The 18,375-nt window shown below is 71.6% G+C and carries 18 protein-coding genes; 9 read left to right on the plus strand and 9 right to left on the minus strand.

What is annotated here, in order from left to right; all coding sequences use genetic code 11:
• Positions 1-23: 23 nt before the first annotated feature.
• The gene (locus ACFWH5_RS06860; protein ID WP_378833196.1) at positions 24-560 is read right to left on the minus strand and encodes a YbhB/YbcL family Raf kinase inhibitor-like protein; all 537 of its coding nucleotides are present in this window, start codon (positions 558-560) and stop codon (positions 24-26) included.
• 64 nt (positions 561-624) lie between these two features.
• Between ACFWH5_RS06860 and pyrE the strand changes: the two genes are divergently transcribed.
• Complete coding sequence (pyrE, locus tag ACFWH5_RS06865) at positions 625-1,185, plus strand: orotate phosphoribosyltransferase (RefSeq protein WP_378833199.1); 561 nt, start codon at positions 625-627, stop codon at positions 1,183-1,185.
• A 131-nt stretch (positions 1,186-1,316) separates the two neighbouring features.
• Positions 1,317-2,219, plus strand: a complete 903-nt coding sequence (locus ACFWH5_RS06870; RefSeq protein ID WP_378833201.1) for an ROK family protein — start codon at positions 1,317-1,319, stop codon at positions 2,217-2,219.
• A 13-nt stretch (positions 2,220-2,232) separates the two neighbouring features.
• Here ACFWH5_RS06870 and ACFWH5_RS06875 read toward each other — a convergent pair whose 3' ends face one another.
• The 6 genes from ACFWH5_RS06875 to ACFWH5_RS06900 form a co-directional block, all read right to left on the minus strand.
• Positions 2,233-2,400, minus strand: coding sequence for a hypothetical protein (locus ACFWH5_RS06875; RefSeq protein WP_378833203.1), 168 nt, complete (start codon positions 2,398-2,400; stop codon positions 2,233-2,235).
• Positions 2,397-2,969: a YdeI family protein gene (locus tag ACFWH5_RS06880; RefSeq protein ID WP_378833206.1), complete on the minus strand. Its 573-nt coding sequence runs from the start codon at positions 2,967-2,969 to the stop codon at positions 2,397-2,399. The genes ACFWH5_RS06875 and ACFWH5_RS06880 overlap by 4 nt, the downstream gene beginning before the upstream one ends.
• The gene (locus ACFWH5_RS06885) at positions 2,969-3,778 is read right to left on the minus strand and encodes an HAD-IIA family hydrolase (protein WP_378833207.1); all 810 of its coding nucleotides are present in this window, start codon (positions 3,776-3,778) and stop codon (positions 2,969-2,971) included. Before ACFWH5_RS06885 ends, ACFWH5_RS06880 begins: the two co-directional genes overlap by 1 nt.
• Before the next feature lie 63 nt (positions 3,779-3,841).
• Positions 3,842-4,474 (minus strand): metal-dependent transcriptional regulator, encoded by a 633-nt coding sequence (locus ACFWH5_RS06890; protein WP_378833209.1) that lies wholly within the window; start codon positions 4,472-4,474, stop codon positions 3,842-3,844.
• A gap of 1 nt (position 4,475) precedes the next feature.
• Positions 4,476-4,802, minus strand: coding sequence for a hypothetical protein (locus ACFWH5_RS06895; protein WP_378833212.1), 327 nt, complete (start codon positions 4,800-4,802; stop codon positions 4,476-4,478).
• Between the two features lie 25 nt (positions 4,803-4,827).
• Positions 4,828-6,045: an Nramp family divalent metal transporter gene (locus tag ACFWH5_RS06900; RefSeq protein ID WP_378833562.1), complete on the minus strand. Its 1,218-nt coding sequence runs from the start codon at positions 6,043-6,045 to the stop codon at positions 4,828-4,830.
• A 177-nt stretch (positions 6,046-6,222) separates the two neighbouring features.
• Here ACFWH5_RS06900 and ACFWH5_RS06905 point away from each other — a divergent pair, with 177 nt between their 5' ends.
• From ACFWH5_RS06905 to ACFWH5_RS06920, 4 genes are all read left to right on the plus strand, one after another.
• Positions 6,223-6,852, plus strand: coding sequence for a TrmH family RNA methyltransferase (locus ACFWH5_RS06905; RefSeq protein WP_378833214.1), 630 nt, complete (start codon positions 6,223-6,225; stop codon positions 6,850-6,852).
• Between the two features lie 73 nt (positions 6,853-6,925).
• Positions 6,926-8,128, plus strand: coding sequence for a sensor histidine kinase (locus ACFWH5_RS06910; protein WP_378833216.1), 1,203 nt, complete (start codon positions 6,926-6,928; stop codon positions 8,126-8,128).
• Entirely contained in the window at positions 8,125-8,781 is a 657-nt protein-coding gene (locus ACFWH5_RS06915) for a response regulator (RefSeq protein WP_378833218.1), read from the plus strand. Before ACFWH5_RS06910 ends, ACFWH5_RS06915 begins: the two co-directional genes overlap by 4 nt.
• A gap of 73 nt (positions 8,782-8,854) precedes the next feature.
• On the plus strand, positions 8,855-10,390 hold the full coding sequence (locus ACFWH5_RS06920) for a hypothetical protein (RefSeq protein WP_378833220.1): 1,536 nt from the start codon (positions 8,855-8,857) through the stop codon (positions 10,388-10,390).
• Here the strand turns inward: ACFWH5_RS06920 and ACFWH5_RS06925 are convergent.
• The gene (locus tag ACFWH5_RS06925) at positions 10,318-11,640 is read right to left on the minus strand and encodes an MATE family efflux transporter (protein ID WP_378833222.1); all 1,323 of its coding nucleotides are present in this window, start codon (positions 11,638-11,640) and stop codon (positions 10,318-10,320) included. The genes ACFWH5_RS06920 and ACFWH5_RS06925 overlap by 73 nt on opposite strands.
• 250 nt (positions 11,641-11,890) lie before the next feature.
• Positions 11,891-13,372: a DUF222 domain-containing protein gene (locus ACFWH5_RS06930; RefSeq protein WP_378833225.1), complete on the minus strand. Its 1,482-nt coding sequence runs from the start codon at positions 13,370-13,372 to the stop codon at positions 11,891-11,893.
• Positions 13,373-13,564: 192 nt separating this feature from the next.
• On the opposite strand from ACFWH5_RS06930, the gene ACFWH5_RS06935 reads away from it, so the two are divergent.
• The 3 genes from ACFWH5_RS06935 to ACFWH5_RS06945 all read left to right on the plus strand — a co-directional run bounded on the left by ACFWH5_RS06935 (position 13,565) and on the right by ACFWH5_RS06945 (position 18,292).
• Positions 13,565-14,143: a DUF1992 domain-containing protein gene (locus ACFWH5_RS06935; protein ID WP_378833226.1), complete on the plus strand. Its 579-nt coding sequence runs from the start codon at positions 13,565-13,567 to the stop codon at positions 14,141-14,143.
• 128 nt (positions 14,144-14,271) lie between these two features.
• Positions 14,272-16,278: a lipase family protein gene (locus ACFWH5_RS06940; RefSeq protein ID WP_378833228.1), complete on the plus strand. Its 2,007-nt coding sequence runs from the start codon at positions 14,272-14,274 to the stop codon at positions 16,276-16,278.
• A gap of 49 nt (positions 16,279-16,327) precedes the next feature.
• Positions 16,328-18,292, plus strand: a complete 1,965-nt coding sequence (locus tag ACFWH5_RS06945; protein ID WP_378833229.1) for a M13 family metallopeptidase — start codon at positions 16,328-16,330, stop codon at positions 18,290-18,292.
• Positions 18,293-18,375 lie beyond the last annotated feature (83 nt).

The raw sequence follows: 18,375 nt of genomic DNA on the forward strand, positions 1-18,375 counted from the left end.
CTACGGCGGAGCGCCGACAGCACTCACCGCTCGCCCGGGTCCGCCGTTCCCACCAGGATGCCGCGTGCCAGGGTGTGGAAGTGCCGGTTGAAACCGAGCGTCGCCGGCGTGGCGCCGACTTCGAGCTCGAGCCGGTCGACGTCCAGCGCGTCGACGACGAAGAAGTAGCGGTGCACGCCGGTGCCTTCCGGGGGCGCCGCGCCGATGTACCGCTCCAGGCGTGCCTCGTTGGGCAGCACCGTCGCGCCATCGGGCATGTTCGCCGCGGTGCCGTCGCCGGCAGGGAGCGAGCGCACGTCGGCGGGCAGGTTGTACGCCGCCCAGTGCCAGAACCCCGAGCCGGTCGGCGCATCGGGGTCGAAGCATGAGATGGCCAGGCTCTTCGTGCCGGCCGGCGGCTGCGACCATTCCAGTGCCGGATGCCGGTCCTGCCCGCCGCGCTTGGACGCCCACGCGAACAGCGGCAGCGCGCCGCCGGCGGCGAAGTCGGGGCTGGTGAGCTCGAGCGGTGCCACCGGGCGCAGTTCGTCGAGGGCGGCGTAGGGATCGTACGAGAACATGAGACCTCCGCCAGCCACGCTAGACGGGCGCGCGCGACAGAACCACCCCCCTACACTGGATGCCGTGACCGACCTCGCCGCCGACCGCCAGGCCCTGCTCGACCTCATCACCGCCGAGGCGGTGTTCCACGGCGACTTCACGCTCTCCAGCGGCAAGAAGGCGACGTACTACGTCGACATGCGCAAGCTCACCCTCGATCACCGCGCCGCACCGGCCATCGGACGGGTCATGCTCGATCTCATCACGGATGCGGATGCCGCCGCCGTCGGCGGCCTCACGCTCGGCGCCGACCCGATCGCGAACGCCGTGATGCACGCCTCGGTCGCCACGGATCGTCCGCTCGACGCGTTCGTCGTGCGCAAGGAGCCGAAGGATCACGGTCGTGGCCGGCAGATCGAGGGCGCCGAGGTGGCCGGCAAGCGGGTCGTCGTGCTGGAGGACACCTCCACGACGGGTCAGTCCGCCCTGAAGGCGGTCGAGGTGCTGCGCCGCGAGGGCGCCGAGGTCGTCGCGGTGGCCGTCATCGTCGACCGCAAGACCGGCGCGCAGGCCGCGATCGAGGCCGAGGGGCTGCAGTGGCTCGCGGCGTTCGACCTCGACGACCTGGGCCTCGACCCGCAGTAGCATCACCGCAGACCCGCACAGTTCCGCCGGCACGACCTCGTCGGCACGACGTCGCAGATCTGCCCGTCCTCGCCGGTCCCGCGATGTGCTGCGAAGCAGATCTGCGAAGAACGCCGATACAAGGAGCATCCATGACCCGGTACGCGCTCGCCGTCGACGTCGGCGGCACCAAGCTCGAGGCGGCGCTGGTCGGCGACGACGGAACGATCGTCGAAGGCAGCCGCACCCGGCGCCCGACCGGCAGGGATGCGGATACCGCCACCCTCGACGCCGCGATCGGCGAGGCCGTCGCGTACGCGCTCGCCGCCCTCCCGCAGAGTGCTGATCTCGTCGGCGCCGGCATCGGCAGCGCCGGCCCCGTCGACCGTGCCGCCGGGACCATCGACCCGGTGAACATGCCCCGAGCGCACGGGTTCGCCCTCGCCGACTCGGTGCGCCGTGCGGCATCCGCCGTGCTCGGGCGCGACGTGACCGCGGTGCTCGGGCACGACGGCGGCGCCCTCGCGCTCGCCGAGTCGTGGCTCGGCGCCACCCGCGGTGCCCGCGCCGCGCTGTCCATCGTCGTGTCGACCGGCGTCGGCGGCGGCTTCACACTCGAGGGCGCGTACGCGCCCGGTGCATCGGGCAACGCCGGCCATCTCGGGCAGGTGCGCCGCGAGGGCGGTCTGACCCTCGAGGAGATCGCGTCGGGACCGGCATCCGCCGCCTGGGCGCAGTCTCAGGGCTGGGCCGGCGCGACCGGCGAGGACCTCGCGCGCGACGCCGCGGCGGGCGTGGCGATCGCACGCCGGGCCATCGAGCGCTCCGCCCGCGCGGTGGGCGAGGCGCTGGCGGATGCGGCGACGCTCGTCGATCTCGACGTCGTCGCGATCGGCGGCGGGTTCTCCCGCGTCTCCGACGACTACATCGACCTGGTGCAGCAGGCGCTGTCGGCATCCGCCGTGCACGCCTATTCGCGCCGCACCCGCGTGGTGCGTTCGGGCCTCGGCGACGGCGGCCCGCTCATCGGCGCCGCCGCGCTCGTACTGCGCTGACCGCCTTCAGCGCTCAGCGCCTGCGGCCGCGGGGGCGATCGTCATCGTCGTCCCACGGGCCCTCGTACCATTCGCCGCCCTCGTCGCGGTCCGGGCGGCGCAGCAACCGGATGGCGATCAGTGTCAGGCTCGCCAGCCCGATCCCGATCAGCACCATGAACAGCACGTCCTGCTGGGTCATGGTCGTCTCCCCTCCGCGGCATCCGCCACGATCTTCGCGATCCGGGCGGCGCGGGTCTCAGCCCGTTTCGCCATCGCGATCTGCGTGAGCCCCAGCTTGCGCGTGGAGGGCGGGAATGCCTCCCATGCGGCGCGCGCCGCGGGGATCGCGTCGAGCGCGGCGGTGAGGTCGTCCGGCTCGATACCGGCCTCGGGGCCGTCGAGCACCGTCCATGCGCCGTTCGCCTTGGCGATCTCGATGGCGCGGATCCCGGGCGGCATCAGCAGCCCCTCGGCTTCGAGCTTCGCCACGCGCACCTTGTTCGTCGCCGCCCATCCGCTCGACGGCCGTCGCGGCGCGAACCACAGGCCGCCGATGCGCTCGTCGAAGCTGCGCACGGGGCCGTCGATCCAGCCGAAGCACAGCGCCTGCAGGATGGAGTCCTCGTAGCTCACGCACGGGTCGTCGTTGCCGGCGCGCGGCCGCACCAGCCAGGCGCCCTTCGACGTGGCGTGATTGGCCTCGAGCCAGGCGCGCCAGGTCGTGGCGTCCGGCGCGATCACCCGCTCGCCCTCGTCGAGCGCACCCATCAGCGCTCCGCGTCCTCGGGCTCTTCAGCAGGTGCCGGCGGAATCAGGTCGGCGATCGACTGCACCACCTCATCCGGGCGGAACGGGTACTTCAGGATCTCGGTCTGATCGCTGATGCCGGTCAGCACCAGCACCGTGTGCAGCCCTGCCTCGATGCCCGCGACGATGTCGGTGTCCATCCGGTCGCCGATCATGCCGGTCTTTTTGGAATGCGCGCCGATCTTGTTCAGTGCCGAACGGAACATCATCGGGTTCGGCTTGCCGACCACGTACGGCTGCCGGCCGGTGGCCTTGGTGATGAGGGCGGCGACCGCTCCGGTGGCGGGCAGCGGCCCCTCCATGCTGGGGCCGGTGGCATCGGGATTGGTGATGATGAAGCGCGCGCCGCCCTGGATCAGGCGGATCGCCCTCCTGATCGCCTCGAAGGAGTAGGTGCGGGTCTCGCCGACGACCACGAAGTCGGGGTTCGTCTCGGTCATCACGAAGCCGGCATCGTGCAGGGCGGTGAGGATGCCGGCCTCGCCGATGACGAACGCCGAGCCGCCCGGCACCTGCTGGGCGAGGAAGTCGGCGGTGGCGAGCGCCGAGGTCCAGATGTGCTCCTCGGGCACGCGCAGCCCGCTCGCCCGCAGCCGGGCCGACAGGTCGCGGGCCGTGTAGATCGAGTTGTTGGTCAGCACCAGGTAGGGGATGCCGTCGCACTCCCAGCCCGCCAGCAGCTCGGATGCTCCCGGGATGGCGTCGTTCTCGTGCACGAGCACGCCGTCCATGTCGGTCAGCCAGCATTCGATGTCGGAGCGATCACCCATGGGGCAAGCATATGGGCGGGGCATACACGGCGGGTGACGGGTCGCCGCCGGCGCGATCGCGCCTCAGACGCTGAGCCAGATGGCGTCGGCAGCGGCCTCGGGCAGGGTGATCTCCGCGCCGGTGAGGTGCACGCCGGCATCCGTCACCGTCATCTCGACGCCCACCGCGACGCCGGCGTCCTCGAGCGCCTGCAGCAGATCCGGGTCGCGGTCGCTGACCCGCAGCACGCGGCCGACGTGTCCCGGCGCGGCGTCGGCGAGCAGTACGAACGGCTCGCGCTGCACATGCCCCGCGGCATCGGGGATCGCGTCCCCGTGCGGGTCGAACCGCGGGCGCCCCAGGCGCTCGTCGATGCCCTCCAGCAGGCGGTCGCTGATGGTGTGCTCGAGCACCTCGGCCTCATCGTGCACCTCGTGCCACGCGTAACCGAACTCGCTCACCAGCCAGGTCTCGATCAGCCGATGCCGGCGCAGCATCGCCAGTGCCCTGGCGCGCCCGGCATCCGTCAGTTTCACGGCCCCGTACGGCACGTGCGAGACGAGACCCGCCGCGGCGAGCTTCTTGACCATCTCGGTCACGCTCGACGGGGCGACGCCCACGGCGGCTGCGAGCTGCGAGGGCGTGATGGGCGCATCCTGCCATTCGGTGTGCGAGTACACCGTCTTGAGGTAGTCGTCGAAGGCGGGGGAGGCCATCTCAGCCCGCCAGTCGGACGAGTTCGCCGAACGCCACCTGCCCGGCGAAGAACATGATGGCGAAACCGGCCAGCGCGGCCAGCAGGGACAGGCGCCCGTCGTAGTCGTTGACGCCGCGGGTGCCGATCGCCCGCGCGCGGAACGCGAAGATGAGCGTGAGCACGCCGAGGGCGAGCTGCACCCACGGCCCGCCCGCGGGCAGCAGCACCGGCCAGATCAGCAGTGCGACGCCCAGCGCTCCGGTGCCGAGACCGATCCAGGTGCACAGCCGCATCGCGCGACGCGCGTCGGAGTCGTCGCGGTGCTTCGTGCCGGGCGCGGAGGGCATGGTCTCGAGCCTACCGCGGGCCCGCTCACGCCCCCGTCAGCACCAGCCAGAGCAGCACGGCGTTCAGCGCGATCAGCAGCACCGAGAACAGCACGCCGAGCGCCGTCGTGAGGGTGCGGTTGACATGCTCGCCGAGCGTGCGCCGCTGTGCGGTGAGCACGACGAGCGGCACCAGCGCGAACGGGATGCCGAACGACAGCACCACCTGGCTGAGCACGAGTGCGAGGGTGGGGTCGAATCCCACCGCGAGGATGGCGAGCGCCGGGATGAGCGTCACGAGACGGCGAGTGAGCAGCGGGATGCGCACCGTGAGCAGCCCGTGCATGATCTCGGCCCCCGCATAGGCGCCGACCGCGGTGGAGGCCAGGCCCGACGCCAGCAGGCCGACCGCGAACAGGGTGCCGATCATGCCGCCGAGGTTCGCGCTGATCGCCGCGTGGGCGCCCTCCAGGGAGTCGGTTCCGTCGACGCCGGGAAGGTTCGCGGCGGCCAGCAGCAGGATCGCGAGGTTCACGGAGCCGGCGATCACCATCGCGACCGTGACGTCCCAGCGCGTCGCGGTGAGCAGTGTGCGGATGCTCGGGGGGTTCGCCTGACGCGGGTCGCCCCACCGGTCGCGGGTCAGCGCACTGTGCGCGTAGATCGCGTGCGGCATGATCGTGGCGCCCAGGATGGATGCCGCCAGCAGCACCGAACCGCTGTCGGCGAAGCGCGGCAGCAGGCCGCCGGCGATCCCCGCGGCATCCGGGGGTGCGACGAAGAGCCCGGCGACGAAGCCGATCACGATCAGCAGCATGAGACCGATGATCACGAACTCGAAGTGCCGCGGACCGCGCCGGGTGTGCACGAGCAGCAGCACCATCGAGACCGCCCCGGTGAGGATGCCGCCCAGCAGCAGCGGGATGTCGAAGAGCAGGTACAGGGCGACGGCGCCGCCGAGCACCTCGGCGATGTCGGTGGCCATCGCGACGAGCTCTGCCTGAAGCCAGTACGCCCGGCGCGCCCAGCGGTTGCGGATCCGCGTGCCGAGCACCTCGGGCAGGCTCTGTCCGGTGACGACGCCGAGCTTCGCGGAGAGGTACTGGATCAGCCAGGCCATGACGTTGCCGGCGAGCACCACCCACACCAGCAGGTAGCCATAGCGGGCGCCGGCGGTCATGTTGCTGGCGACGTTGCCGGGGTCGAGGTACGCGACGCCGGCGACGAGCGCCGGACCGAGCAGCCAGAGCCCTCGCCAGGGCATCCGCCGGGCGGGGCGGATGAGCAGGGCTTCCGGATGCGGGACAGCTTTCGGCATGCCGAAATCATAGCGAGTTTTCGGTAAGCCGAAAAGTGATGGAGGCGCGATCGCCGCCCACGGAGGCGCGGGGCGTTGACGAGCGCACGGCATGCCGCCGAACGCCCGGCTACGCTGGTCGGAATGGACGAGCAGGCGGCGGAAGGCACTCCCGAGCGCACGACTCACGGGCTCGGACCGTGGCAGGGCGAGTGGCCGGACGGCGACCAGTACGATCGCGAGCTGCTCGCGCACGGCGACACCCGCAACGTCATCGACCGGTACCGGTACTGGCGCATGGAGGCCATCGTCGCCGACCTCGACACCCGGCGGCATCCGTTCCACGTCGCCATCGAGAACTGGCAGCACGACATGAACATCGGCTCGATCGTGCGCAGCGCCAATGCGTTCCTCGCCGACACCGTGCACATCATCGGCCGCCGGCGCTGGAACAAGCGCGGGGCGATGGTGACCGACCGCTACCAGCATGTCGTGCACCACGAGGACGTCGAGAGCTTCCGCGCCTGGGCCACGGATGCCGGCATCCCGATCATCGCGGTCGACAACGTCGGCGAGACCGTACCGGTCGACCGGGCGGAGCTGCCCGAGCGATGCGTGCTGCTGTTCGGCCAGGAGGGTCCGGGACTCTCGGCGGAGGCGCTCGCCGCCGCATCCGGCCACATCGAGATCACCCAGTACGGCTCCACGCGCTCCATCAACGCGAGCGCCGCCGCGGCCGTGGTGATGTACGAATGGTGCCGACGGTACGCCTGAGCGCGTTCATCTCTGAGCATGCTCACCCGTGAGGGTGATCCGCGTCGCACGGCCGCGTGAGAGCATGAGGGCGATGTCGACTCAGAAGGCTCCGCTCGCGCGCGCTCCACGCGGCTGGGCGATGTGGCTGCGGCCCGACATGATCGTCGCGGTAGTGGTGGCCGTGGTGCTGCTGCCTGCCAGCTTGGTGTTGCTCGCCCAGGAGGGGGCGGCGCTGAGCACGGTCGAGACGGCGGCGGTGGCTGCGTTGTCGATCGTGCTGCTGGCGGTACCGCTGCTTGCGGTGCGGCATCCGCTGCCGGCATTCGCGGTGGCGACCGTGACGATGGCCGCGCTCACTCTGTTGCCGTTCTCGCTCACGGTGTCGGCGGCGCTGTACCCCTCGGGGATCGGCTATCTGCTCTGCCTCGGTCAGGTCGCTTCGCGCTCTCCGCGGTCGCTCAGCCTGCCGGCGTGGGGGAGCGGCGTGTTCGGCGCGGTGCTGATCGTCTTCACCGCTCCCGAGCTGGCCGTCGCGGATTCCTCCGGCGTGCCGCTGCGCCTCGGGGCGTTCGCCGGGCTGACGGCCGCCGTCACCGCGGCATGGGCGGTGGGGCTGCTCGTGCGCGCACGTCGCGCGCAGCTCGAGCAGCGGGTGGGGGAACGGATGCGGCAGGCCGTCGCGGACGAGCGGATGCGGATCAGTCGCGACCTGCACGATGTCGTCGCGCACGCGATGACCGTGATGATCGCGCAGACCGATGTCGCCCGTGCCGTGCTGCGTGACGACCCCGATCGCGCCGAGGCGGCGCTCGCCGTGGTGGGCGACACCGGCCGCGAAGCGCTGCGCGGGATGCGCGCGGTGGTGCGCGCCGAATCGGATGCTCCGCGAGAGCCCGCACCCGTCATCGACGACATCCCGGCGCTGGTCGACGCCGTGCGCAGTCCGGTGTGCGACGTGAGCTTCGCGGAGCGCGGTCGCCCGCGCCCGCTCGCGGCACCGGCCGTGCTCGCTTTGCACCGGGCGCTGCGCGAGGCGCTGACGAACGCGGTGCGGCACACCCGGCATCCGGTGCGCATCGCGGTCGTGCTGGAGTGGTCGGCCACCGAGGTGCTCGCCACCGTGACCGATGACGGCGGTGCCGGCCCGGGCGATGCCGGCCTGGGAACAGGCACCGGCCTCGTCGGTGCGTCCGAGCGGGTGACCTCGGTGGGCGGCACTCTCGACGCCGGGCCGCAGGACGGCGGCGGATGGGCCGTGACCGTGCGGCTGCCCCTCGCGGAGCAGAGCCGATGAGCATCCGGGTGCTGATCGTCGACGATCAGGAGCTGTTCCGCGACGCGATCGCCCTGACCCTCGGACGTGACGCCCGCATCGCCTCGGCGACGGCGGTGGCGGGCGGCGCCGAGGCGATCGCACACGTGCGGGCGCACGCGGTCGACGTGGTGCTGATGGACATCCGGATGCCGGGGATCGACGGCATCGCCGCGACGCGCGAGGTGCTGCGGATGCGGCCGGGAGCCCGGGTGCTGGTGCTGACCACCTTCGACCTCGACGAGTACGTGTACGACGCGATCAGGGCGGGGGCGAGCGGGTTCCTGACGAAGGACATCGCCCCGGCGGCGCTCGCCGATGCCGTCGTCGCGGTCGCGGCCGGCGATCCCGTGCTGTCCGAGAGCGCGACGCAGGCGGTGCTCGGGTTCGTGCGCGACGGGCGTCCGCAGGGCGACGGTGCGGCGGCGCTGGCTCTGCTCAGCTCGCGCGAGCAGCAGGTGGCGCGCCTGCTCGCCGCCGGGGCATCGAACGAGCAGATCGCCCGGCGCCTGTTCCTGTCCGAGAACACGGTCAAGACGCACGTGAAGGCGGTGCTCGCCAAGCTCGGGCTGCCCGACCGGGTGCACGTGGTGATCTGGGCGTACGAGAACGGCGTGCAGCGGCCGCGGGCCTGATCTCACCCGTGCGGGTGAGTGGATGCCTCACTCGGGCGATGCCGTGACCGGAGCGAGCTCTCAGCATGGAGACATGAGCACTCGTCTTCGTCTTCTCCTGTTCCTCGTGGCGGCATTCGCGGCGGTGGCTGTCGCCGTCGTCAGTGCACTGCGTCTGCTCGCGCCCGGCGTGCTCGGCCCGTTCGGCGACCTTTCGCCGGGGCTGGTCGGCATGCTCGCCGGCACCCTGCCCGAGGCCGCGATCGGGCTCGGCGGAGCGCTCGGCGTGATGGCCGTGGTCCTGCTGGCGCGGGCGTCGGACGCTGGATCGGCGGGTGCCGGGTCGGGGGTCGCGGGGTCGAGGGATGCGGCAGCGATGGATGCCCCGGCGGTTCCCGCACGTGGCGGTCGCGCAGCGCTGAAGGCGGGTGCGCTACTGGCCGCGCTGTTCGTGGCGGTGACGACCCCGGGAGGCATGATCCCCGTCGCCGGGTACGCGTTCGCGCTCGCGGTGCTCGGCGGCACCGGCGTGCTGCTCGTGCTGCTCGTGATGCGGCGGCCGTTGGTCGGTGTGGTGGTGGCCGCCTGCCTCACCGGCGTGGTGGCATGGGCGGTGCTGCAGCTGGACGGAGCTGCTCTGCTCCCGCGCATCCTGGCGGCGTTCGGGCCGATCGTCCCCGAGGCGGTGGTGGCGCTGGCGCACCTCGGTGCCGCAGCGGCGCTGATGGTCTGGGTGGTGCTCGATGGGCGTGGCGAGCGTGGTCGGGTCGCGGCGTGGGTGCGCCACCATCGCCGCGCGATCACCATCGCGGCCGCCCTGTGCGCCGTGCCGTACGTGGTCGCGCGGGCGAGCTGGCTCACTCCGTGGCCGCAGTTCGGCGGCAGCGCCGAGATGTTCGCCGCCGAGCCGATGATGCAGCTGACCGGACTGATGCTCGGCACCGGCGTGCTTGCGGGCGGCGTGCTCACGCTGGGGCTCGTGTTGCCGTGGGGTGCGCGGTTCCCGCGCTGGATGGCCGGTCTCGGTGGGCGTGAGGTTCCCATGACGCTGGCGGTCGTGCCGGCGATCCTGGTCTCGGTGCTCTTCACGGTCGGCGGCGTCGAGTTCATCGTCGCGGTGGTCGCAGGACCCGCCCCCGTCGGCAGCGTGCTCGAGATCACGCTGATGCTGCCGTTCTGGCTGTGGGGACCGCTGCTCGCGCTCGCGACCTGGGGCTACGCCATGCGTGGCAGTGGCGACGGAAGGGGCGCCCGCGGCGGCGGACGGCGCGGGGTACGTGCACGGGTGAGCCAGGCGGGCGGCGGTCGCCCAAACCGACTCGGGTTCGGGCGGCCGCGACGCTCAGCGCAGATGTGCGGCGACCGTAAGGCGCACGTCGGCAGCGGACCTCAGGTCGCGGACGTGGACCGTCTCGGCATCGGCATCGGCATCGGCATCGGCGTCTGCCTCGCGGCGGCGTCGGCGTCGGCGTCGGCATTGAGCTCATGGTTGCGGCGCGCCCTCTATGCCTTCAGGTCGCCGTGGACCATCGACCGCACCATCCCTGGCGCTCCTCGTCAGACGGTGACGCCCATCCAGCGATCGGTGCGCACCCGCCAGCCGAGGGTGCCCAGGCGGGCCAGCAGGTAGATGCCGAAGAAGGCGATGGCCAGCCAGACGAGGCCCGTGGAGCCGTCGACGCCGGTGGCCGAGATGATCCAGAGGGCGGGCAGGAATGGCACCAGGTTCAGCGCGCCGACGATGGCGAGGTATCTCGCGTCGTTCGCGCCCATCAGCACCCCGTCGAGCACGAAAACGATGCCGGCGACCGGCTGGGCGATGGCGAGGACGAGGAACGCCGGCTGCACGAGGGCGGCGACGTCGGCGTCGCCAGTGAAGACGATGCCGAGCACGCCCGAGAGCGCGGCGATGAGCGCGCCGACGATGACGCCGAACCAGGCGCCCCAAGCGACGGTGCGGCGCAGCACCCGGCGGACCTGGTCGTGAGAGCCCTCGCCGAGGCTCTTGCCGATCAGCGCCTGGGCCGCGATGGCCAGGGCGTCGAGGGCGAACGCGGCGGTGGAGAAGATGGTGAAGGCGATCTGCCATCCGGCCAGCTCTCGGGTACCGATTCCGGTCGCGACGCCGACGGTGGTGAGCAGGGCGATGCGCAGGCTGACGGTGCGCAGGAAGAGCCAGCCGCCCGAGCGGGCAGTGCCCCGGATGCCGTCGCGCTGGGCCTTCATCGAGGCGCCGTGCTGCAGCGCGAGGCGGCGGATGACGACGACGTACGCGGCGACCATGCCCCACTGGGCGGTGACCGTGCCGAACGCGGATCCGGCGATGCCCCAGCCGAGGCCGTAGATGAAGAGCCAGTTGAGCAGCGCGTTCGCTCCGAAGCCCAGCCCAGCGATCCAGAGCGGGGTCATGGTGTCCTGCATGCCGCGCAGCAGGCCGGTGGCGGCGTAGACCACGAGCATGGCGGGCAGGCCCCACATCGAGATCATCAGGTAGGTGACGGCCTGCGCGGCGACGTCGGCGGTGGGGCCGAACAGCGACACCATCCAGGGAGTGGCGATCGCGCCGGAGGCGGCGAGCACAGCGCCGAGCCCGAGCGCGAGCCACATCCCGTCGATGCCGACCGACACGGCGTCGCCCGGATGGCCGGCACCGAACCTACGGGCGACGGCGGGAGTGGTGGAGTACGCGAGGAAGATCATCAGCCCGACGATCGTCTGCAGCACAGCGCTGGCGATGCCGAGGCCGGCGAGCGGCACGGTGCCGAGGTGTCCGACGAGGGCGGCGTCGACGATGAGGAAGGCGGGCTCCGCGACCAGTGCCCCGAGCGCCGGTACGGCGAGGCGCAGGATCTCTCGGTTCAGGGTACGGGCGGCGGGCACCGTTCGAGCCTATGGGCTGGATCGATGCCGACGCGAAGGCACGCTCGCGCGGCGCCGGTGCTCGGTACGCAGGCTGGGTACGCAGGCTCGGCGCCCGGCGCCCGGCGCCCGGCGCCCGGCGCCCGGCGCTCGGCGCTCGGCGCTCGGCGCTCGGCGCTCGGTGTTCGGTGTTCGGTGCTCGGGGCCGGAGCCGGCGCTCGGTGCTCGGTGCTCGGAAGGTCCCGGGTCGGGGTCCGGGCAGAGTCGTGCCTCACGCCGCGATCTCATATCTGGCCCTGCCGCCGAGGCGTGGTGTGCGATCCGGATCGACGTACGCGGGAGGAATGAACCACACCTTCGCTGTGGTGTGCACGCCGGTGCCGCCACCACGCCCGCCACCACGCCCGCCACTGCGCCCGCCACGAGGACGTCCGTCCTCGCCGCCACCGCGACCCTCGCCGCGACCGCCATCACCGCGCCCACCGCTGCCGGGCGGTCCGCCGGGTGGAGGCTCGATGCGGATCTCCCACCCGTTGTCGTGAATGCGGTGATGACAGGTCTCGCAGAGCAGCACGCCGTTGCTGAGATCGGTCGTGCCGCCGTCGCGCAGCCACCATCTCAGGTGGTGCGCCTTGGTCATACTCGGCGGAAGGCCGCACATCGCGCATCCGCCGTCGCGTTCGGCGAGGGCGAGTTTCTGAGCGGGGGAGAAGAATCGCCTCTCTCGCCCCCAGTCGAGAATCTCGCCGTCGGAGCCGAGAACGCACGGGATCACGCCGCCGGAGGCGGCCATCCGCCGCACAGCGCTGATGCTGACGGGCTGTTCGATTCCGTCGATGGTGCCGTGCCCGCTTCCCGCGGTCAGATCGTCGAGGTTCACGCGCACGACGACGGTGGCACCGTTCAGCGGCACCCGATCGTTGTCGCATCCGGTGACGTGCGAGCAGATCACGCTCAGTGCATCGGCCCGCATCATCGCGACCGTGCGCCGGTCGGCGTCTGCCGCATCCGCGTCCGGCGCATCCTTGCGGGCGGCGAACTGACTCGACACGTAGCCGTCGAGGGCGGCGATGATCGGCGCGCCGGACTCGACCGTCGTCACGAGCGAGACGTGCAGGTTGCCGTCGCGCTGGAACATCGTCAGCGAGCGCTGCGCGAATCGCTCCTCTTCACGCTGTTCGAGCAGTTCCGGCTCGAGCTGCGCTTCGGCGCGGGCGACGAGTCGGCGCACCTCATCGAGCGAGAGTCCGACGGCGCGTTCCGTAAGCTGTCGTTCGGCCTCTGCGACGCGCTCTCTGCCGACCCGGGGTCGAACGCGCTCGAGCAGCCTGATGATGATGTTCGCACCGGGAGCACCGAGCGAACCATTGTTGAGGGCCGCCTGCACAGCCGGGTACTTCGGGGGAAGCGGGGCGCCGAGCAGATCGGCGCGGGCCGCGGTCGCCTCGCCGACCTGCACCAGCCGAGCCGCGTCCCCCGACGACGATCCGGTCGAAGCCGCGATCAGCTGGGCAGGGTTGCGGTACCCCTGCTGCTTGGCGAGAGAGTCCGCTCCCAGCTCGGTGCGCGATTCGTGGGCGATCGCCGCCGCGACCTCGGCGTGCAGAGCGTCCAGCCGGCGGCGCAACTTCCCGATCGCGTCGTTCGCTCCGACCAGTTGGAAGCGCGAGAGCTCTGACGCGGCACCGGCATCCGCCCACACCGCGTCGAGCGCGGCAACGGCCTCGTGCAGGGGCGACAGATGTTCGGACACGTCCGGAACCCACTCTCCGCGTGGTGACTGAAGAACACGCGTTCTCCGTCGATGGATGAAAACAGCCGGTGTCTTCCACTGTGCTCGCGGGAGCGTTCTCTCAACTCTGTCCGGTGTGAACTGCTGATTTCATCGTAGGAGGGGCCTCCGACATTGCGTCCGGCGTAGCCTGGAGAAGCCGGAGGTGATGCGATGTCGGACGCGATGGGCGAGGCCGCCCGGTATCGGGCGCGGCGTGACGCAGGTGCGGATGCACCCTCCGAAGGCGACGGCGATCCGCCGCTGGTCCTGAACGCCGAGAACCAGGCACAGTTCGTCGAGACGGCGATACAGATCGCGATCCGGCGCGGCGACTTCGACGATCTGCCCGGTGCCGGCAAGCCGATCGAAGGGCTGGGCAGCCGCCACGATCCGGATTGGTGGATCCGCCGCAAGATCGAGAACGAGAACCTGTCGGGTCTCGGGCCGCCGGCACTGCTGCTGCGCGTGGAGGATCGCGAGCTGGACGGTCAGCTCGACGCGCTGCGTCGCGAGGACGACGTGCGAGCCGTGCTCGAGGACTTCAACCGCCGTGTCATCGACGCCCGGCGACAGCTGCACGGTGGGCCGCCCGTGGTCACCCGCACGCGGGACGTCGAGGCCGAGATCATCGCGTGGCGTGAACGTCGTGACGCCGCGCGGGCGGCGGCGGAGGCCAAGGCGGCCGCGGATGCCGAGGCCGAGACGGATGCCGCCTCGCGACGACGCCTGCGCCGGTGGCGCCGGCGCTGAGCCAGAGCCGGAGCCGACGAGCCACGCAGGCGCGGGAGAGCAGCCGCCGATGCGTCACGCAGGCGCGAATCGAGACCGTTCCAGGAGCGCACGCTGACCCGAGCGGGCACGCTGGATAGGCTGGCGCCGTGACATCCGAGTCCGAATCCGGCGCATCGCACTCCGAACCGCAGAAGATCGCGCTCACCGCCGGCACGGCTGAGCCTGCCGCCGGCGCAGCTGATCCAGACGCCGCCGCCCCGGCGCCTGACAGCGCCGCACCCGCGCCCGACCCCAGCGCCGCACCCGACCCCGCGACACGCGCCCCCGCCCCCGCGTCACCCGACCCCGACCCGGCCGCGGCATCCACCCCTCCACTCTCCGCCTCCGAGACGCACGAGCGCGAACCCGCCGTCCTGCGTCTCGCCCGGCGCCTGCCCAAGCGCGTGGTCGCCGTGCTCGCGTCCGCCGCCGTCCTCGTCGGCATCGTCCTCATCGCGCGCCCCACCACCGCCCTCGATGTGCTCGCTCTGCTCATCGGAGCCGGACTCGTGCTGGGCGGGCTTCTCGAACTGCTGGTTCCCGCCGCAGGCGGCGACCGGCTGCGCATGCTGCTCTCGGCGGCCCTCGTGCTCACCGGCGCCGTCGTGCTCGTGCTGCCGAACCTCACCGTGCGCGCCGTCGCCATCGTCGTGGGCGTGACGCTCATCGTGCGCGGTGCCGTCGGCGTCAGCGCGATCGTGCTGGGCCGCGCGCATCCGCTCGACCGGCGGGTGGCCGAGGTGCTGCTCGGCGCCGCCGCCATCGCCTTCGGCATCCTCGCCATCGTGTGGCCCGACATCACCCTTCTCGTCGTGGCCGTCGTCTTCGGTGCGTCGCTGACCGTGGTCGGCGCCGCGGCACTGCTCCGGATGCTGCGCGCCCGCCGCCCGCGCGATCGGCGACACCGTCGTGACACCGTCGCGCGCCGCTGGATGCGGACGATCGCGGCCGTCTGCGCGGTCGTGCTCGCCGCCGGTGCTGTCGTGGCGAGCATCACCCTGCGCGAGGGAACGCCCGTCGTCGACGACTTCTACGCCGCGCCGCGCTCGGTGCCGGGTGAGCCGGGAGAGCTGATCCGCGCCGAGCCGTTCACGCGGGGTGTTCCCGCCGGCGCGGTCGCCTGGCGCATCCTGTACACGACCACGCACGGCGACGACAGCCCGGCCGTGGCGAGCGGCATCGTCGTGGCGCCGGATGACGGGCAGGACCACCCGGCGATCGCCTGGCACCACGGCACGACCGGATTCGATCGCAGTTGCGCACCGTCGCTGGCCACCGACCCGTTCGGATCCGGCGCGATGTTCGTGCTCGACCGCATCCTGGAGCAGGGCTGGGCGCTGGTCGCCACCGACTACATCGGCCTGGGCACGGAGGGCCCGCATCCGTACCTCATCGGCGAGGGCAGCGCCAGGGCCGAACTCGACGCGGTGCGCGCCGCGCGCGCACTCGACGCCGCCGGCATCACCGATCAGACCGTGGCCTGGGGCCACTCGCAGGGCGGCGGCGCGACGCTGTGGTCGGCGGCCATCGCCGAGCACTACGCACCCGACGTGCCCCTCTCGGGTACGGTGGCGCTCGCGCCGGCGAGCGACCTGGCGGGTCTCGTCGAGCGGCTGCCCGAGGTGACCGGCGGCAGCGTCTTCGCGTCGTTCGTGATCTCGGCGTACAGCGAGATCTACGACGACGTGCCGTTCAGCCGCTACATCCGCCCCGGCGCCGACGTCACGGTACGTGAGATGGCCACGCGCTGCCTCGCCGCGCCCGACATGCTCGTCTCGGTGCTCACCGTGATGGCCCTCACCGACGACCCGAGCATCCTCGCGGCCGACCCGATCACGGGAGCGCTGGGCGAGCGGCTGACGCAGAACATCCCGCCGGCGTCGGACGGCGTCCCCGTGCTGCTCGGGCAGGGTGTGGACGATCAGCTGATCGCCTACGACATGCAGTCCGCCTACGCGCAGCGGCTGTGCGGCGAGGGAGCGACGGTCGACTATCGCGGATACGGCGGGCGCGATCACCTGTCGCTCGTCGAGACGGATTCGCCGGCCATCGAGGAGGCCATGGCGTGGACGCGCGATCGACTCGCCGGGGTGGCGACCGCCGGATCCTGCTGAGCGGATGCCGAGCGGGCGCGGTGTCCCGACCGCCGCATAGGCTGGTGACATGACAGACGTTCTGCCCTCCGGCCTCGCCGTCTCGGAGTTCAGCTCCGACATCCGCCCCCAGGACGACCTCTATCGCCACGTCAACGGTGCGTGGCTCGAGGACGCCGAGATCCCCGCCGACAAGGCGCGCTGGGGATCCTTCCACCTGCTCGCCGAGCAGGCGGAGAAGGACGTCCGCGCGATCATCGAGGAGTCGCAGGATGCCGAGCCCGGCACCCTGGCCCGCAAGGTCGGTGACCTGTTCTCCAGCTTCATGGACACCGCGCGCGTCGCCGAACTCGGCACCGCGCCCCTCGACGAGCAGCTGGCGAAGGTCGACGCCGTCGACAGCATCCCGTCGTTCCTCGCGACCGTCGGCGCGTTCGACCGCGAGGGCGTCGCAGCCCTGATCGGCGTCTTCGTCGAACCCGACCCGGGCAACCCGGAGCGGTACGTGCCCTTCGCGGTGCAGGCCGGTCTGTCGCTGCCGGACGAGAGCTACTACCGACAGGAGAGCTTCGAGAGCACCCGCGCGGCCTACCGTGCGCACCTCGAGCGGCTGCTCGCGCTGGCGGGCGTCGCGGATGCCGCTGGCGTCGCCGACCGATCGTTCTCCCTCGAGCACGAGATCGCCGGCCATCACTGGGACAACGTGGCGTCGCGCGATGCGGTGAAGACCTACAACCTGAAGAGCTGGGAGGAGTTCCAGCAGCTGACCGGCCGTGACCTTTCGCCGTGGCGTGACGCCGTCGCCGTCGCGAACCCGGCGGCGTTCGATGAGCTGGTGGTGTTCCAGCCCAGCTTCTTCGAGGGCCTGGGCGCGCTGCTCGTCGAGGACCGCCTCGACGACTGGAAGGCGTGGCTCACCGCCAAGGTCGTGCACGGTCTGGCCGGCTACCTCACCGACGAGATCATCGATGAGAACTTCTCGTTCTACGGCACCGAGCTGACCGGCACCCCCTCGATCCGCGAGCGGTGGAAGCGCGGCGTCTCGCTGGTCGAGGGTTCGCTCGGCGACGCGGTCGGCAAGATCTACGTGGAGCGGCATTTCCCGCCGGCCGCGAAGGCCGCCATGGACGAACTCGTCGCGAACCTCATCGAGGCGTACCGGCAGAGCATCGAGAAGCTGGAGTGGATGGGCGCCGAGACCCGCCGCAAGGCGCTCGACAAGCTCGCCACCTTCCGGCCCAAGATCGGCCACCCCGAGAAGTGGCGCGACTACGACGCGATCGAGATCGACGCCGCCGACCTCGTCGGCAACGCGCGCCGCGCCACGGTCTTCGAGCACGACCGGCAGATCTCGAAGGTCGGGCAGCCGATCGACCGCGACGAGTGGTTCATGCCGCCGCAGATGGTGAACGCCTACTACAACCCGCTGATGAACGAGATCGTGTTCCCCGCGGCGATCCTGCAGTACCCGTTCTTCGACCCCGAGCGGGACGCCGCGGCGAACTACGGCGGCATCGGCGCCGTCATCGGCCACGAGATCGGGCACGGCTTCGACGACCAGGGCAGCCGTTACGACGGCGACGGCCGTCTGCAGGACTGGTGGACCGATGAGGACCGTGCCGCGTTCGAGGAGCGCACCAAGGCGCTCATCGGCCAGTACGACCCGCTGGTGCCGCTCGGCCTTCCCGAGGAGAACCGCGTCAACGGCGCGCTCACCATCGGCGAGAACATCGGCGACCTCGGCGGTCTGGGCATCGCGCTGAAGGCCTACGAGCTCTCGCTCGGTGGAGCGGAGGCGCCGGTCATCGACGGGTACACCGGCGTGCAGCGGCTGCTGCTGAGCTGGGCACAGGTGTGGCAGCAGAAGAGCCGTGATGCCGAGACGATCCGTCTGCTGACGATCGACCCGCACTCGCCGAACGAGTTCCGCTGCAACCAGATCGTGCGCAACATCGACGCGTTCTACGACGCGTTCGACGTCACCGAGGGCGACGCGCTGCACCTGCCGGAAGGGGAGCGCGTCACGATCTGGTGATCACCTCCCGCGCACGGGGTGTGCGGGGAGGGCGACGGGGTTACGATAACCGAGTCGGCCGGATGCGGGGCGGTATCGCGCAT

It is taken from the genome of Microbacterium sp. NPDC058345, from assembly GCF_042723855.1.
Classification (GTDB): Bacteria; Actinomycetota; Actinomycetes; order Actinomycetales; family Microbacteriaceae; genus Microbacterium.

Coding starts and splice junctions, on each gene's coding strand:
- ACFWH5_RS06920 (WP_378833220.1), top strand. CDS start 8,855: ATGAGCACTCGTCTTCGTCTTCTCCTGTTCCTCGTGGCGGCATTCGCG.
- ACFWH5_RS06935 (WP_378833226.1), top strand. CDS start 13,565: ATGTCGGACGCGATGGGCGAGGCCGCCCGGTATCGGGCGCGGCGTGAC.
- ACFWH5_RS06895 (WP_378833212.1), bottom strand. CDS start 4,802: ATGCCCTCCGCGCCCGGCACGAAGCACCGCGACGACTCCGACGCGCGT.
- ACFWH5_RS06885 (WP_378833207.1), bottom strand. CDS start 3,778: ATGGGTGATCGCTCCGACATCGAATGCTGGCTGACCGACATGGACGGC.
- ACFWH5_RS06860 (WP_378833196.1), bottom strand. CDS start 560: ATGTTCTCGTACGATCCCTACGCCGCCCTCGACGAACTGCGCCCGGTG.
- ACFWH5_RS06880 (WP_378833206.1), bottom strand. CDS start 2,969: ATGGGTGCGCTCGACGAGGGCGAGCGGGTGATCGCGCCGGACGCCACG.
- ACFWH5_RS06870 (WP_378833201.1), top strand. CDS start 1,317: ATGACCCGGTACGCGCTCGCCGTCGACGTCGGCGGCACCAAGCTCGAG.
- ACFWH5_RS06945 (WP_378833229.1), top strand. CDS start 16,328: ATGACAGACGTTCTGCCCTCCGGCCTCGCCGTCTCGGAGTTCAGCTCC.
- ACFWH5_RS06915 (WP_378833218.1), top strand. CDS start 8,125: ATGAGCATCCGGGTGCTGATCGTCGACGATCAGGAGCTGTTCCGCGAC.
- ACFWH5_RS06890 (WP_378833209.1), bottom strand. CDS start 4,474: ATGGCCTCCCCCGCCTTCGACGACTACCTCAAGACGGTGTACTCGCAC.
- ACFWH5_RS06875 (WP_378833203.1), bottom strand. CDS start 2,400: ATGACCCAGCAGGACGTGCTGTTCATGGTGCTGATCGGGATCGGGCTG.
- ACFWH5_RS06910 (WP_378833216.1), top strand. CDS start 6,926: ATGTCGACTCAGAAGGCTCCGCTCGCGCGCGCTCCACGCGGCTGGGCG.
- ACFWH5_RS06900 (WP_378833562.1), bottom strand. CDS start 6,045: ATGCCCTGGCGAGGGCTCTGGCTGCTCGGTCCGGCGCTCGTCGCCGGC.
- ACFWH5_RS06905 (WP_378833214.1), top strand. CDS start 6,223: ATGGACGAGCAGGCGGCGGAAGGCACTCCCGAGCGCACGACTCACGGG.